At 63.7% G+C, this 16,156-nt stretch carries 10 protein-coding genes; 3 read left to right on the plus strand and 7 right to left on the minus strand.

What is annotated here, in order from left to right:
* Window positions 1-172: 172 nt before the first annotated feature.
* On the minus strand, window positions 173-6,187 hold the full coding sequence (locus CKW34_RS07595) for a DUF4011 domain-containing protein (RefSeq protein ID WP_059383595.1): 6,015 nt from the start codon (window positions 6,185-6,187) through the stop codon (window positions 173-175).
* A 434-nt stretch (window positions 6,188-6,621) separates the two neighbouring features.
* On the opposite strand from CKW34_RS07595, the gene CKW34_RS07600 reads away from it, so the two are divergent.
* The gene (locus CKW34_RS07600; RefSeq protein WP_174479659.1) at window positions 6,622-8,463 is read left to right on the plus strand and encodes an alpha/beta hydrolase family protein; all 1,842 of its coding nucleotides are present in this window, start codon (window positions 6,622-6,624) and stop codon (window positions 8,461-8,463) included.
* 458 nt (window positions 8,464-8,921) lie between these two features.
* On the opposite strand, the gene CKW34_RS07605 is transcribed toward CKW34_RS07600, so the two are convergent.
* The 5 genes from CKW34_RS07605 to CKW34_RS24640 all read right to left on the minus strand — a co-directional run bounded on the left by CKW34_RS07605 (window position 8,922) and on the right by CKW34_RS24640 (window position 12,825).
* On the minus strand, window positions 8,922-9,299 hold the full coding sequence (locus CKW34_RS07605; RefSeq protein ID WP_059383596.1) for a hypothetical protein: 378 nt from the start codon (window positions 9,297-9,299) through the stop codon (window positions 8,922-8,924).
* Entirely contained in the window at window positions 9,296-10,513 is a 1,218-nt protein-coding gene (locus CKW34_RS07610) for a hypothetical protein (protein WP_064059917.1), read from the minus strand. Before CKW34_RS07610 ends, CKW34_RS07605 begins: the two co-directional genes overlap by 4 nt.
* A 22-nt stretch (window positions 10,514-10,535) precedes the next feature.
* On the minus strand, window positions 10,536-11,291 hold the full coding sequence (locus CKW34_RS07615) for a hypothetical protein (RefSeq protein WP_231921843.1): 756 nt from the start codon (window positions 11,289-11,291) through the stop codon (window positions 10,536-10,538).
* Between the two features lie 155 nt (window positions 11,292-11,446).
* On the minus strand, window positions 11,447-11,995 hold the full coding sequence (locus CKW34_RS24285) for a hypothetical protein (RefSeq protein ID WP_059383598.1): 549 nt from the start codon (window positions 11,993-11,995) through the stop codon (window positions 11,447-11,449).
* 383 nt (window positions 11,996-12,378) lie between these two features.
* Window positions 12,379-12,825, minus strand: a complete 447-nt coding sequence (locus CKW34_RS24640) for a hypothetical protein (RefSeq protein ID WP_059383599.1) — start codon at window positions 12,823-12,825, stop codon at window positions 12,379-12,381.
* Between the two features lie 319 nt (window positions 12,826-13,144).
* Here CKW34_RS24640 and CKW34_RS07630 point away from each other — a divergent pair, with 319 nt between their 5' ends.
* The gene (locus CKW34_RS07630; protein WP_059383600.1) at window positions 13,145-13,510 is read left to right on the plus strand and encodes a VOC family protein; all 366 of its coding nucleotides are present in this window, start codon (window positions 13,145-13,147) and stop codon (window positions 13,508-13,510) included.
* Between the two features lie 208 nt (window positions 13,511-13,718).
* Here CKW34_RS07630 and CKW34_RS07635 read toward each other — a convergent pair whose 3' ends face one another.
* A complete protein-coding gene (locus tag CKW34_RS07635) occupies window positions 13,719-15,263 on the minus strand; it encodes an HD domain-containing phosphohydrolase (protein WP_059383601.1) in 1,545 nt (514 codons plus the stop codon).
* A gap of 109 nt (window positions 15,264-15,372) precedes the next feature.
* Between CKW34_RS07635 and CKW34_RS07640 the strand changes: the two genes are divergently transcribed.
* Complete coding sequence (locus CKW34_RS07640; protein WP_231921845.1) at window positions 15,373-16,110, plus strand: hypothetical protein; 738 nt, start codon at window positions 15,373-15,375, stop codon at window positions 16,108-16,110.
* Window positions 16,111-16,156: the final 46 nt, after the last annotated feature.

Genomic DNA, 16,156 nt, shown 5'->3' on the forward strand with positions numbered 1-16,156 from the left:
CGGAGCACGGCAGCGCCGGTGGTGTTACAGGGCGAGGAGGAGCTGCGTACAGCTCCTCATGGAAGTCCGCGTATCCGGAAGACCAATGGGCCAAAGGTTGATCCTGTCTACGTCAAATCCGATTGGAATTACTCGACATTCGGGGACGCTCCCCGCATGCACAGGACTGCACTCACGCTCCCGCGCGAATCGTCCTTCCTACCTGAATGAGCCGGCCGTTCGCCAGGCCGAGATCGAGGCACGCTTCGAGACGATCTCGGCTGGGCCCGCCGAGTCGACTCTGGTTGAAGAGAGCCATAGTCTCCCGAATGAGGGTCTCGACATCGAGTTCCCGTCCCATACAAGCTGCATTCATTGCGTTGACGATCTCCTCGGGCGCGATCTCGTTGAGTGAGCGGGTCACATCGTCAGGCGTCGTGCGGAACCCGCGCCAGGTGGTTCGGTCCAACTGACGAGGCCATACGAAGCTGCCCAACGGGGTGGCGTGAATCAATTCGGGTGGTACGCACTCGCCGACGAACGCCTTCCGTGCTGCCTTGACTCGCTCGAACCCGAAACGTCTCGCGACGACCCGTGTCAATCTGTCCAGCAGAATCGGACCTTCGATCTCCACCGTTTCACGCACCGCGTCGGTGATGACCCGTCGCACCGAAGCGGAGTTGACGCGATCGAGATCGTCGCGTTCTCCGAGGGGAGTGGTCGGGGCACAGGTATATGCGACGCCGCGACCGTGCCAGTCGCGTTCGGTGGAGGACGGCACCACATCTTCGTCGAAGTGAAGTGCCGGGGCTGTCATCGTCGCGGCACCTGCGACGAGCTCGTGCCGTTCCTCCAACGCCGCGCCGGCTTCAGGCATGTGCTCGGGCTCGTCCTTCTCGAAGGTGAGATCGGCCAGCACATCGAGGTTTTCGACGACGACCTCTTCTGCGGCGCGCGCTTCCGACTCCGCGATCTCGATCGCGCGCGCTTCGGCTTCCCTTGCGAGCTGCTCTTCGTACTGACGCCGTCGTTCACGTGCTGTATCGACAGCAGTATCGATGCGATCGAGCACCGCTCCGGGATTCTCGATCCACTCGGGAAGCCACACCCGCACCGATGAACCCCAGTGCATCAGAGTTTCGAGCAGGCGGGGAGTGAGGTCGCGGTCGGACACCGTCGGGCGACCGGCCCAACGCGGGCCGTCCAGCATCACCGCAACCTGCCAATGCGCGGAATCGGGCTCTCGCACAACGATGTCGAGAACGAACTCGGACAGTCCGTAGTTCGTGGTCACCTCATACCCGCGGTCGGCGAGGGCCGTGCAGATGCTGCGCTGGACGGCGTCGACGTTGTCGTTCGTGGTTACCGACGGGCGGGGCGCCACCCGCTGCGCCGCCATTTCCAGGTAGCCCCGGAGGTGTGCGAGTCCCACGGACTTGGTGCGCGACAGATCGATGTCGGACGGATCGAACGATGTGAAGATGACGACCTTGCGACGCGCCCGCGTGATGGCGACGTTGAAGCGCTTTTCGCCACCCGACCGGCTCAGCGGACCGAACTGGAGCGGAAGCTGGGACTCACCGGGCTTCTTCGAGAACGCTGTGGTGAACAGGATGACGTCGCGTTCGTCGCCCTGGACGTTCTCGAGGTTCTTGACGAAGATGCCCTCTTCCTTGTCCGGCCGGAGCTGCTCGCGGACGAGGGGGTCGTCGCATGCCTCCAGGAGATCCTGAACGAGGACGCGTTGCTGGAGGTTGAAAGTGACAACGCCGATGCTCTGACCCGCCAGGCGAGGGGTTGCGAGCCGCGTGCGGATCTCCTCGACGATGGCTTCTGCTTCGACGCGGTTGGTGCGATATCCGTCCTTGCGATTCTCGCGATTGAAGTGACCGCTGACGCGTCGCCACTCGACACCTGCCGTGTCGTCCCCGCCGGGAGACGGCAGGCTGGCGAGGCGCCCCTCGTAGTACTTCTGGTTCGAGAAGTTGATGAGCGTCTCGTCCTGACTGCGGTAATGCCACGACAACCACAGACGTGGAACTCCGGACTCGACGCACTCGGTGAGAATGCTCTCGAGATCCTCCGGTGCGATCGTCCCGTCCTCGTCCACCTCGTCGTCGTCGACTGCACTGACCTGGCCGAACGTAGACGGCGGCATCTGCTGCGAATCACCGACGATGACGGCCGCGCGGCCCCGGCCGAGCGCCCCGATGGCCTGTGCGACGGTCACCTGAGACGCCTCGTCGAACACGACCAGGTCGAACGTGGCCGAGCCCGGCGGGATGAACTGAGCCAACGACGTCGGACTGACGAAAACGCAGGGCGTCGCAGCGAGAATGTGGCGTGCATACCGGGCCATGAGGTTACGGAAGGTCGCGCCACCGCGTTTACGTTCGAGTGCCCGGCGCAGTTCGCCGACTTCACCCTGCAACGCACCGGCCTGGAACGGCCGCCGGGACAGCAACGCGGCCGGCAGTGCCCGGACCTGCTCGTCGCGCAGCGCCTCTGCGCTCCGCACGAAATCCGAGATCTCACCGTCACGCAGGGCGGTGGTGAAGTTGACGACGCCGGTGGTGCGTCGCCGCTCTTCGAGCGAAGCGCGCGCCGCGCCGCGAATGAAGGCGACAGGTGCCACTGCCGCCGGGATCCGTCCGGTGAGCAGGGCTTCGACGAAGTCGTGTAGTTCTGCGCGACGCAGGGGCTCGAGATATGCGGACATCCGTGACCACGCGAGAAAACGCTGACAACCGCCGTATTGCGCCTCTTCTCGCACTGCGTGGCTGTCCCGCTGCCACGCCGCGAGCCAGTGGTCGCCGTTCACCCAACGGGCCACATCAGCATCGGACGATCCGAGAGTTGAACGCAGACTCACCCAAGCGCCGGCGGTTTCGTCGAGTGCCCGAATCTCGGGTTCAGTCAGGAAACCGGCGGATTCGAGCTCCTTCCACAGCCCCGGTGCTTCGTCGACGAAACGGATGGTGTCGTCGATGTATTCGAACACCGGCCGCAGATCGTCGGCGCATGTGGGGGCGAGCGGATTCCAGGTGGCCGGAGCAAAAGGGCCGAGGAGGTCGCGCACGGCTGCGCGGAGGTGGGCGACCTGCTCGCGGGCCATGGGGATCATCCGCAGCAACGGAAGCACGGCCTGGGGTGCGAGGTCTGCATCCGGGTGGGCGAACGGTGCGAGGCTCCGCTGGAACTGCTCGGCCTTCTTCTTCTTACCGAAGAGGCCCTTGTCGCACTCCTCTGCCTCGGCGATGAAGAACTCGATGTCGCCCGACTCCAAGAACATCGGAACGAAGGTGCGCAACACGGGCGCGCAATTCTGATGTGCACGGTCGATGTCGACGAAGAGCGCTTCACGTCCGGCCGCGAACTGCGGGCTACGCATCCACGCGAGCGTCGCCGCGTCGGGAATCTGACGGCCGAGCTGACGGCGCGCCTGGGGGAGCAGCGCGACGACATCGTCCGGTGCCTGTACCCGTTCGAGAAGTGCGCGCGTACGAGAACTCGTCAACGCTGCGTCGATGGCATCCGCGAAGCGGAGCACCGCGAGAGACACGTGCTGGTCTTCGATTCCGGGCGGAATCGACCCGGCCAGCGACCACGGAGAACCCAGGCGGATCTCCAGGGAATGAGCGGCACGAGAGAAGAGCTCGAGAGTGTCTCGAATCGTGGCCCAAGGCTGAGTGGGTCGTGCGACATACCAGGCGGGGATCGGCGCAATCGGTCCGTCGCCGACCTCGAGGACGGATTCGAAGGCGCGCCACAAGGACTGATCGATGCCGTTGCGGCTGTGGATCTTGTTCGGGTAGTCGGCCAGGGGCGCCAACTTCGACCTGTATTCGGCAACCTTCGCGTCCCAGTTGTGGGAGTTGTAGTACAGGTTGTTGTCGATGGCCGTTTTGAGCTGTTCACGGATTGCGCTCGGGCTCTGGCTCTTCCCGTGCAGATCGAGCGTGAAGTTGCTCAGGCCGACCTTCGAGATGCGCTTCTTGACCACGTCCAGCGCGGCCTGCTTCTCCGCTACGAACAAGACGGTCTTTCCGCGCTCGAGCGCGTGAGCGATCAGATTGGTGATGGTCTGGGACTTGCCGGTTCCGGGAGGGCCTTCGATGACGAATGTGCGTCCGGATGCGGCCAGCGAGACCGCCCGTAGTTGCGATCCATCTGCAGGGATGGGGACGGGAACGGACGCCTCGTCCACCTTCACACTGTCGAGGCTCTCGTTGCCGAGCGGGTCGCGGAACGACTCTCCGGCATGGTGTGTGAGGTGCCGGACGATGGGGCTCTGCTCGAGGATGTCCCAGTGCTCGTTGAGGTCCTTCCACATCCCGAAGGTGCCGAACTGGCAGATCGCGACGGTGGCAACCTCGTCGACCCGCAGGTCGATGTTGTTCTCGACGAGCGCAGCCCGGATACCGCGGAGGGCATGATCGATGTCGAGGCCGCTGTCGTCCAGTTTCGGGGACTCGAGAGCGTCGATCGACACGTTGTGTTTGAGGCGAAGCCATTCGACGAGGCAATGGTTGGGAGTCGCCACCTCGGTGGTGTCGACCGTGATCTGAAACGGCTTCCGCCCGGTTCCGCCGACGATACGGATCGGCAACAAGAAGAGGGGAGCGCGGGCTTCCGCGCCCGTGGACGTGCGGTGGATCAGCGCACCGAGCGTCAGATAGAGGTTGGCGCTGCCGGTTTCCTCGAGCATGGTGCGTGCCGTGCGAGAGAGTTCTTTGAACCGCTTCGCGTACAGGTCGCGTGAAATCGCGCCGTACATACGACGGTCGTCGGTCAGATAGGACAGCAACACATCGGATTCGATCTCGGAGGCGCGCCGTGCACCCTGCAGTTCGTGGATCGACGCCAGTTCGTCGTGCGGGACGAGAGTGATCGCGTGGCCGGAATGGATGATGTCGTCGAGCTCTGAAAGCCCGCCCTGAGGTACGTGAAGATCGATGACCTGGGCCGACGGCCGCAGGTTCAACAGGCGGTTTCGGGTACTCAGATCGAGCAGGGCACGCTTCCACTTGCGAACCCTCGGGGGCGAGTGATCGGTGGTATCGAGAACCAGGTCGTCGGCATTCCTGCCGGCCGTCAGCTCGTCGGGAAGGGTGAGAACGACGTCGTGAAGATCCGCCGGACGAGGCTGAGGTGTCGGCGCAACCTCATCGGTCGAGGGCAGTGGACGAATGCCACTCTTCCTCGCCGCGACGATGTCGACAACACCGTTCAGCTTTTCGGGAGTTGCAAAGTACTCCCGAGCCCGCTTCATCGCACCCTTGAAGTCTCCGGCTTCGGCCTGGTTGTAGTAGACGGCATCCACTGCTACGGCTTTGCCCGACTCGACGAGATTGACGAGTGCGTTCGGCTCGGTCATGGTCGGATGGGGGAGGGACACGTCGCCACTCAGGAACCCGGCGAATGCATGACCGTCGACGAGCCAGAGCAACGGCCGGAGCCCGACCTCTTCGAGGCACGCGGCGTAGGTGACCGCCAAGTCGATGCAGGTACCGAAGCTCTGTTCGAGGACCTGCGCCGTGGTGCGAACCTTCTGTCCGGTGTTCTCGAACGAGGCCGGAGGATCGATGTATCGGATTCCTCGGGCGCGCAGCGATTCGTAGATGGCTGCGGCGATGAGCGCAGCTCGTTCCGGACCGTTCTGGTACCCCTCCAGCGACGAACTGCCGGTGTTCGCGCGCAGTAGCTCGGCAGCATCGCCGAGAACCGACTGCACGGCCGACGTGTTGGGCTGGACGAACGCAGCCAGGCTGTCGTAGAAGATCGGGGCGTTGAACCACTCGTTGTGTGCGAGGACCCGAATCGGAATCGTCAGATGAAGATCGGGTGCCCACATCGTCGACACGGTGACTGCAATGGTCGCCGGGTGCGCTTCGTTCAGTGCACGCAGATAGGGGATCGCAGGGACGAAGCCCGTAAAGTCGTCCCAGTAGGTCTCGGCGCCGTCGAGAAGGTCGCCGTCGTGTGTCCGGGTCCAGACCGGCGCGAGCTCCTCACCATTGCCGAGCATGCGGACGGTGACGGTCGTGTCGACCGCGGGCCTACCGGATGCGTTCGTGACGCGAAGCTCCGAGATCATCGGGACGGAGTTGTGGACCAGTGCCAGGTTGACTGCCGGCTGGAAGAGTATCCGAACCCGGAGCCCGGACTGTTCGTCGGTCTTCTCTTGCCACAACGAGTCGTGTCTCACTACTTCGTTCCACCCCTTCTGTGCACCTGCAGACGTATATCAGCCGGAACCGACGGATCGCCTACTCGCCCCTATCGCTGCGGAACGGCCGAACGTGACATTCGGCAGCTGACGTTGGCGGATGACGTTACTGGAGGCGTGGATACTCTTCCGCCAGGACCGGATCGCGCAGTGAAGACATTCTGCTACCCAATCGACGTGTGTACGCCGCGGAAGGTTACTGTGCACGTTCGTCGCCGCCGACGCGGTGGTGCTCAAAGTTTGCGAGAACGACTGGGTGGTCAACGCCTTTTCGGAACTTGGTCCCGCTTCGGTCCGCACACACGCAGTCGCGCGCCAGGCGGCTCGGCTGCATACGTGTTTTCTGATGATCTTCGTGTCCGCTGCCTGCGGTACCTTCTGGCAGTCGGGCCTGGGTATGGAAAGGGTGGGGTGTGGGACTCAAGGTCGTGTTTCTTCATGGGATCGGTGATGGCGATCCGCGTGCCGGCTGGTTGGAGGGTCTGAATCGAGGTCTGACGCAGGCAGGATACGAACCTCTCAGCCGGGCGGAAACTCTTGCTCCGCGCTACAGTGCGATCCTGTCCACGGACGGGATCGGCGCAAAGATGCCGCCGGTCACCTATCGCGCGAAGGACGACGCATCGGCGCGAATCGAGTTCGCGCGACGGCAAGCCCGTATCCAACGAGCGGTCGGACTTTCGAGTGCTCCCTCAGGTATCGGTGCTCACCTCGTTCCTGACGGTCCGCTGCATGCGGCGCAGGGTTTCGCGGTCGAGAACGTACCCGCTTACGACCTGACCCAGGTACGCCGATATGTGCGCAACGAACCGCTACGTGGCGCAATACTCCGCCACCTGCTCGATCAAGAATTCGGTGATGAAATCGTATTGATCGGCCACAGCCTCGGTAGCGTCATCGCCATCGATCTGCTGGATCACCTACCCGAGCACGTGCACGTGCGTCGTTTCCTCACCATAGGTAGTCCCGCCGCAGCGCCGTCGCTGCACGAGGGTAGCGAACGCCTGCTGAAAAAATTTCCGTACGCGCGAGTCGATGATTGGAGCAACTTCTTCAATCCGGCCGATATCGTCACCGGTGGTCGAGGTCTAGGCTCGACATTTCCCGCGGCCCAGGACTTTGCTATCGACATCGGAGTATTGGAGCACGGAGCCGCCACTTATCTGGGGCATCCAGCAGTAGCAGGACTGGTGGCTCAAGTTCTTCGACCGAGTCGAGACTTGGTCCGTTCCTCCTCAGACGTTGCAGTGCGCATGACCGACACCCAAGCATCGGTGCTGTTGCTCCTGCATTACGGCCACGCAGTGGCAAAGCACATCAAGGACAAAGAGGTTGCCGCACGATTCGCCGGGGCACTGCAGATGCGACAGGACCAGGTGATTGCGGAGATCGAAGAACTCGCTGCAGTGGGTCAACAGCCCTTGCCGGCGGAGCTACGTTGCCTGTCCGAAGGGGACCTGCCGCCGGTTCCGCACCGATGGGAGTTGCACGAAGCGGTCGGCGAACTTGCGGTTCTGGCGATGACGAACGTCGTCGATCCTTTCGAGATCGACATCGATCGGGCTCCCATGCGAGCGATTCCGTACATGGCGGTCGCACTCGGGTTCGGTACTGATGTCGGGGAGAAGGTTGTGCGTGCTACCGAAGACGTTCAGCGTGTTCTCGATCGGCGGGGTGGGGTTCCATGGGGACGAGTGTTGACCGCTGCGGCCGGTGTGGCATTGCTGGCTGCGGGACCGGTCGGATTGATGGTCGCGGCTCCAGCCGGAGCAGCCGGCGCCGCCGCTATCGTCGGGGGTTTGGCAGGGTTCGGTCCGGGCGGGATGGTCGGCGGCTTGGCGATGCTCAGCGGCTTCGCCGGAGCTGGAGCGGCGGTGACCGCTGCGGCGGTGACCGGGGGAGGTGCGGAATCGAATCCCGAAGTCGATCTGAAAACCCTCGTGCTGCGGGTAACGATCGAGCATGCCCGCCGCATGCTTGATCTTCCCTTCGATGGGAGCCTGTGGTACCAGCTTGCCGATGCCCAAACCCGGGTCAGTGCGCAGATCAATCGATATGAAACCTTCAGCGGTCCCAAGTCTCCCCGATTGATAATGCTGCGTCACATCAAGGACTCTCTCGAGCGACTGATGACGTTCGTTATAGACAATGGCCTCGCTCCCAAAGCGATAGCTGCAGGCGACAACGCACCGAACCCTGCATCGGCATCAGAGCAACACCTCGCCATCGAGGCCGGGTCCCGCGTACGTCGATGACCGACCGCATTTATGAAGCGGCGGTGAGATGGCGTGAACTCACCCGACTGGTGTACGCATCAGAAGCTCAGGTCTTTGCGGTCATCGGCGTGGACACGGCTCGGGGGGTCCCGTAACTGTTCGACCTGGGTCTCGACGGAGAGCGCCGATACGCCGAATTCGTTCACGACGGCCGCCCCCGAGCGTTCGTCTATCTCGACCATCCGTCGAGTGGCGGTAAGAAAAAGCGATTCGCGACAGCCCTGACACCAGAACGACTCGATCGCCTACGCACTGAGTTCGCAGCCACCACGATCTGACGCTGCGCGAGATCCTGGCCATCGATGCGACACGACGACGACTTGGGTGGTTCCAGCCCCGCTATCCGGGGCTGGAATGACCCAAATCAGGAGGAGCTGCACCAGCTCGCAATCCACGTCCGCAGGGATAGCTCTACAACGAGTGCACGTGATGGTCGATCATCGCTGCCAGGGAATTCTGTACGGCCCTGGCTCGTCCTCGACCGGAGTTGCGACAGGTGGCTGATGATCCCAACGCCAGCGGTAATGCTTCGATGCTTTCAGTTCGATCACCTCCGGTGGGAGAGTGCGAAGGATCCGTTCGATGTCGCGCCACTCGGCGGTGTCTGCGTCGACGCGGGCCGCGAAGGCTCGGAGCGCGTCGGATGCGGCGTCGGTTTCGGCGAGCCGGCTCATCAGTGCTTCGTCGACGTCTATCCGCGTATCCCAGTCACCGTTGCTCACCTGGTCGGCGCGGATGCGGCGGGTGTCGATGGCGTGTCCGGCGTCCTGGATCCTGCGGACGGCTGCTTCCAGGTGGAGCGGGACGTCCCTCATACGGCATCCGCCCAGGGATCGTCGCCGATGACATATCCGGACTTGGGGGCGTTGTACGTATCGCCTGCATCGGCCACACTGGCGATATCCATGGCGAGTTCGGCTTTCGTCTTGGTGTCGGTGTAGGCGTCGGTTATCGGTGCAAGCTTCTCTTCGAACTTCTCGTTGAGATAACCGGACGGAGATGCCATCGCCGCGAGGAATCCTTCGAGCGCCTCGACCATCTTCTGCACGCTATTGACGAGATCATCGATCTGCGAAGCCGCTTGTTCGATGATCTCGACAATGGCGTTCACCTGGATGTACGTGCCGATCCAGGGGATCTTCTTGACGGCGAACTTCAATGCCTGGGTGGTGTTCTCGAGTGAGACTTCCGCTTCCAGCATCGTGGCGAGTCGCCGAACCCCACTGATTGCAGCATCCCTGACCTTGTCGGAGGTGAAGAAACACATCTCCTTCGCTACTCGGCCTACCGGGCCTTCCCACTCCATAGCTGCCGCTTGGCGTTCAGCGTGCTCGGTGAAACATTGAGCAGCGGCACCGTCCCAATGCGGATCGAGTTGTTCATAACCTGCACGGACGTTGGAACCACATGTCTCCATACCTTCGGCTGCGATGCGATATGCGTCGCCGATACGCTTCAGCTCGTTCCAGTTTCCCGTCAAAGGCTCCACGAACTGCAGGAGCGGACTCCATCCCGTTGCAGCGTGAATCGCGTCGTCTACGTCTCCGAGCCAACCTGCTGCGTCCGCGATGACCTGCCGAATATCCTCGGCTCCTACTTCGGGCAGCGAAAGGTCTACTTCCTCGGCCTTGCGGTAGGTTTCCGGGTCGATGAACGGAGCTGCGGGACCGGGCGCTGGGGTGTACGAGTCGTAGTGGGCGTCGATCAGCTCTTCGAACAGTATGTTCGCGTTGAGAGCGTCGTATGTTCTGGCGTCCTGGTCGGCGTACATCCATGCAGTTCGATTCAGTTCCACACCCGTCGTTCTCGTAACGTCGGACAGATCTGCGTAACGCGTCGACATGAAATCCGCGGTAGCTGCCAGCGGGTCGCTCAGCAGTGCAAGTACCCCTGCCCCCAATCCCTGTTGAACACTGCATTCGGAACGGAGATAGTCCGCCGAAGCCAGTGCGTCGTCTGCAATGTCTTCGAAGAGCACCGCAACACCTGCTACCTGCTTGGGAACTGCTCTGAATTCCTCGTAAACCATTGCTTCATCCTCTGGAATCGAATCAGGTGGGTCGGAGCGTGGCGACGATGTCGTCGGCGACATCGACGTCGTACGCGCCTTCGTTGACCTGCACCATCAACACCACGGTTTGCGCCGTCGCATAGCCCGGGGTGGCAACGATGTCGAACCGGGCGGCGTCGGGTTCGCAACCACTGACCTCCGGAATATCAGTGATACGGGCGGAAATTCGAATGGCGGGGCGGTCAGCGATCTCGAACCATACGGGTGCGGCGTACTCGATTGTCGGCCGCGTGCCGGCGTTGTCGTCGAAGATCCACTCGACGTCTCGGATCCTCTCGGTAGCAACGGTTTCGAGGTCGATATCTCGCGAGCCCGCCACGCCGGACATCGCCAGCCAGCCTCCGTCTTTTTCGGGACAGGACCCGTAGCCGAACGAACCAACGCTGCCGTAGACGGCATGGCCTTCCTCACCGGACCATCCGGAGCTAGCGCCGTGGTCGTTCTTCCAGTCCGCCGGAATCTCATAGGTGAGGCCGTATCTGGTGTCGATCGGTTGCGGTTGCCCTGGCTCGACGTCGATCTTCGGTGGGGGAAACAACATGGAGGGAAAACCCTCCGGAAGGGGAGGTCGCGTGGTCTGCGGTGTGGAGGGGTCCGGTGCCGCGGCGGTGGTCGGCACCAAGGTGGGTACTGACGGGACTTCGGGACCGAGAACCGAGGACACCCGAGGAAGTAGCAGCAGTGCTGTTATCCCGCCGATGATCGGCAACACCTTACGCAGCAGAAACGACTTCACGTGCCCCCCTTCGACTTGATCTCGACCCCCTCGAGACCAGCGCGGAGACTGTAACAGGTGGCCCCATTGGACTCGTCGAGCGTGGTGCGTGGCCGCACGCTGCCGATCGTGGACTTCGCAGGTCGGTCGAGGTGGTGCTGGCCTTGGTAAGTTGCTTACGTCGGCCGGAGTGTCCCAATGATCTCGTCTGCGACACCGACATCGTATGCGCCGTCGATGCCTTCGTGTATCTCGACCATCAGCACCATGGTTTCCGCAGTGGCGTATCCAGGTGTCGCAACAATGTCGAATAAGGCGGCTTCGGGGTCGCACTCGCTGACCTGCGGGATGTCCGTGACGTGGGCGGAGAGTCGGACGGCCGGACGGCCGGCCACCTCGAACCACACAGGTTCGGCGTACTCGACCGTCGGTAGTGTGCCCGCATCGTCGTCGAAGATCCACTCAACAGCTCGAATCTCCTTCGACGCGACGGCAAGAAGGTCGAGATCTCGTGAACCTGCAGCACCCGACATCGCCAGCTGAGCGCCTTCGATCGCCGAGCAGTAATCTTCGCCGAAATGCCCGATTGCCCCGAAGATCGCCCGGTCGTCCTTGCTCGACCACCCGGCAATAGAGCGGTAGTCGTTGGTCCAGTCCGGCGGAATGTCGTACGTAAGACCGTACCTGGTGCTGATCGGTTGTGGTTCGCCCGGAGCGACGGTCATCTGAGGCGGCGGACGCAGCATCGAGGGGAACCCCTCCGGCAAGGGCGGGGGAGAGGTTCGTGGGCCCGTTTGTGTGGATGGAGCGGATGTCGTCGGTACCAAGGTCGGTACCGATGGAATCTCGGGACCCAGGAGCGCGGACACTCGAGGAAGTAGCAGCAGCGCCGTTATCCCACCAATTATCGGCAGCACCCTGCGCAGCAGAAAAGATTTCACGTGCCCCCTTCGACTTGATCTCGACCCCCTCGGGACCGGCGCGGAGACTGTAACAGGCGCAACTCGACGCGCTGAACCGAGGTTCGCTCGCGCTACACGCGGGGCGAGCCTCGGTTCAGCGCGCGAGAGTTAAAGGCACGCAACCGCTCCCGAGCCTATGCGAGACGTCACCAGTGGATGGCGGCCACCGAATCCAGTGGCTCGGCGATCGTCTCCGCCGCGACCTGCAGATCCGCATCACGCATGGCCTGCGGGAACCGCAGCCGGGCGCGTTGTTCGATCTCGGCCAGCGGAACGTGGAAGACCCGGAACTTGTCGAGGTCGAGCACCTCGAGCTGGTCGAGGTTCTCGGCACTGACACTCGTGTGCCCGACGCTCACACCCGGGACGATCGGATCCAGTCGCGTCTTCCGGGGCGGCGTCGCTGCTTCCGGGACGCGATCGAATGCGGGTTCGTACGACCGCTCGATCACATCGGTCGGGACCTTCACACCGTTCACGGTGATGCTCTCGGGAAGCGGGGAGGTGCCCAGTGCTTCGAGAGCCTTGGGCTTCGATACCTTCTTGTTCACTGTGAACTGCACGGCGAGCCCGCCGGTGGGTTTGCCGTCCACATGCTTGTATCCGACGCCGACAGACGAGACGTTCGGATCATCGAGGTAGTCGGCGCCCTTGGTGCGGATGAATTTCCGCAGAGCGACGGTGAGTTCGTCCTTCTCGGGGCGGGGTGTGCGATTCGTCGGCCAGGGAGAGTGCGGCGGCCTGGGCTTCGTCCAACAGTCGCCACTGTCCGGGTTGCGTACTCATTCTCGGGACTCCGAAGCGCGGGTAGTGGTGTACTCGAATTCGAGATGACCCATCAGCCCGATTTGTGTGGAATGAACCCCGCTGAGCGGGGTCGAATCCACCGAGGATCGTCGAAGGAGTGACCGCATGCGTCCGACCGGCATCACCACGAACATCAACGTCCCGGATATCGGGGAGGCGCGGAGCTTCTACGCGGACTATCTGGGGCTGAGCGTCGAAGAGATGAATCTCGGGTGGGTCGCGCGGTTCGCCACTCCGGATGGTCGTGCCGTGGTCCAGTTGGTCAGTGGCGACGAGACGGCTCCCGTGGACTCGGCGATTTCCGTCCACGTCGGCGACGAGGTGGAAGCGGCCTACGAGGAGGCGCAGCGTCGCGGGTTCGAGATCGTGTATCCGCTGACGACGGAGCCGTGGGGAGTGCGGCGGTTCTTCGTGCGCGCACCGGACGGCACGGTCGTCAATATCGTCAGCCACTCCGACGACCCGCGGTAAGGGGACAAGGACGCCGTTCCGATCCGGTGTTCTCGACGGCGTATATGTCGGTCGAGAACACCAGATCTTCCGGCTCGTCGCGCCGTCGCGTGCGGAGGCGAGGAAGTACCCAGTCCTGTAGTACGTCGGCATACATCTGGCGCATCGTCTGATGCGGACCCTGATCGTGTGGGCTCGACCCCGGAAAGCGGGGCCGGATCCACATAAATCAGCTGAGGCCGAGGTCGATGGCGGCGAGTCCGGCTTGCGTGCGGTTGTGGACGTCGAGCTTCGTGTACACGTGCTCGACATGATTGCGGGTCGTCTTGTGGGCGATACCCAGCTCGTCGGCGATCTGCCGGTTCGAATAACCCAGAGCGACGAGTCTGAGGATCTCCACCTCGCGACCCGTCAGTCCCGCAGGCCAGGGCGCGCGTCGCTTCGTCGGGTGCCCCGCCGCGAGCAGCACGGCCTCGACCGCTTCCGTGTCGAACCGGCCTGCTTGTGCGTCGCGGCACATCCGGGCGGCCGTGGCCTCGGCCGTCAGAGCTCTACGATGCGGTCGAGGTTCTCGTAGCCGCTGGTAGGTTTCCGCCGCGGCGAGAATGCGCGCCGTCACGCCCAGGTCGGTGGCCCGGAGTCCGCCGGGATATCCGGAACCGTCGAGTCGCTCGCGATGCGTCACAGCGGGGGCGACGACGGACTCCAGCCCGCCGACGCGGCTGAGGATCCGTCCGGTCAGATACGGATACAAGCGGACCCGCTCCCATTCCGCCGTGGTGAGCGGACCGACCTTCTCCCAGATCTGATTGGGCACACCCATCCGTCCCAGTCCGTGCACGAGACCCGCGCGGTAGAGGAGTTCGACCTCCGCGACCGGAAGTCCGCGATGCCGGCCCGCGGCCGCCGCCAGATCCGCCACGCGTCTCGAATGCCCCAACAGGTAAGGACATTTGAGGTCGACGAAATCCGCCATCGCACGCAACATCTCGTCCAGCTCGGGTCTGCTCAGGGTGTAGTCGTGATCGGATGCCTGCGCGAGCGCCGTAGACCACGCGTCCTGTTCGAGCACACCCGCCGTGATGGCGTCGACGTCGTCGACGAACACCTGCACCACACGTGGGCCGAACTGGGTTCCGCTCCGCGCACGAGCGACAGCGACCGCCTGCACAGGGCCGTCGAGACGGACGTACACCTCCGCGACATCGGCCAGCTGCACGATCTGCATCTCGACAGGAATCTCGTCACCGCGAACGCCAGAAGGTAGCCCCGCACCGTCCCAGCGCTCGAAGGTGAAGGTCAGCATCGCGCTCACCCGAGGGTCCAGCCCGACGCGATCGGAGAGAACACTTGCGGACCCGCAGTGGGACCGGATGAGATCGGACACCTGCCGGCGCGCGGTGAACAGGAAGGCCGTGGCGTGGAGGAAGCGCTCGGCGTACGGCAGTCCCCGCCCGCTGTGCCCCATCAGCATGCGGAAGAAGGGGAGTCCCGTCATGTCCACCGCGTAGGTATCGGCGCGGAACGCGATGTCGTCGCCGAACATCCGAGCCAGTTCGTGGGAGTCCGCGTGGCATCCGATCCAGGCCACCAGGTTGGCGTAGAAGACGACGTCCCGCTGGTCGGCGCTCAGTCCCATCCGGTCGGCGATGCGCGTGGCGATCACTGCCGAGCGCAGCATGTGCTCCATCGGCTGACCGAGACCCAGATCGATGGCGAGGGACAGCGCGGCGACCAGTTCCGCCCGTCGCGGACCGTCACCCGTGGACGTCATGGAATCAGTGTCCTCGCACGATGCCCGGTCCGAAAGATGAGGCAGCGGCCTCATGACGTGCGGACGCCGCGAGCACAGGATCGAAGTACCCGCAATCGAGGAGGACGACATGACCATCACCCCGCACGCAGCCGCCCAGCAGTCCTGCGAACTGCCCCGGGTTTCCGGGGAGCGTTTCGCCGGCTACGCCGTGATCGGCGCGCCGTTCGCGAGCGGCCACTATCTCGCGCTGCGCAGATTCCCGACCAACAGCATCGGCGACGGCTTCACATCCGTGTGGCACCGCGACCCGGACGGCACATGGACGGTGTACAGCGACGTCCCGGCCGAGCTGAGCTGCCCGCGCTATCTCGGTCGCGCGCTGAGCCGGACCGAGCAGACCGACGTGCGCGCCGAGTGGACCGGCCCGGCCGACCTGCACGTGACCGTCGGTACCGAACTGGAGTGGGACCTCCGGATGACCACCTCGCGGGCGACCACCGTCATGAACGCGGCGGGCAGTCTGATGCCCGACTCCCTCTGGCACAGTCCGACGGTGCTGGCCGCGATGGGTCGCGTCGCCGGACCGGTGCTCGGCGCCGGCCGGATGCGACTCGGTGGGCACCTGCCGAACGGGCAGTGGTTCCGGGCCAACCCGCGGCAACTGTGGGCCGCGCACACCGAGCGTGCCGTCGTCCGTGGAGTGGATCTCGGACCGGAAGGTCCACTGACCCGGCAGGACCGCTTCGGCGACTTCCGGCTCCCGCAGCGCGGACTGTTCGCGACGGTGCAGGTCTGGCTCGAACCGTACGACGCCCGGCGCCACCACCCGGCACGTCCCGACACGGTGTATGCGGACGGCGAGTGATCGGTGGGTGTTCCCGGCGGTAACAGCCTCTGGGGCAGAAGTGCCG

Origin of the sequence: Rhodococcus rhodochrous, from assembly GCF_900187265.1 — a bacterium.
Lineage (GTDB): Bacteria > Actinomycetota > Actinomycetes > Mycobacteriales > Mycobacteriaceae > Rhodococcus > Rhodococcus rhodochrous.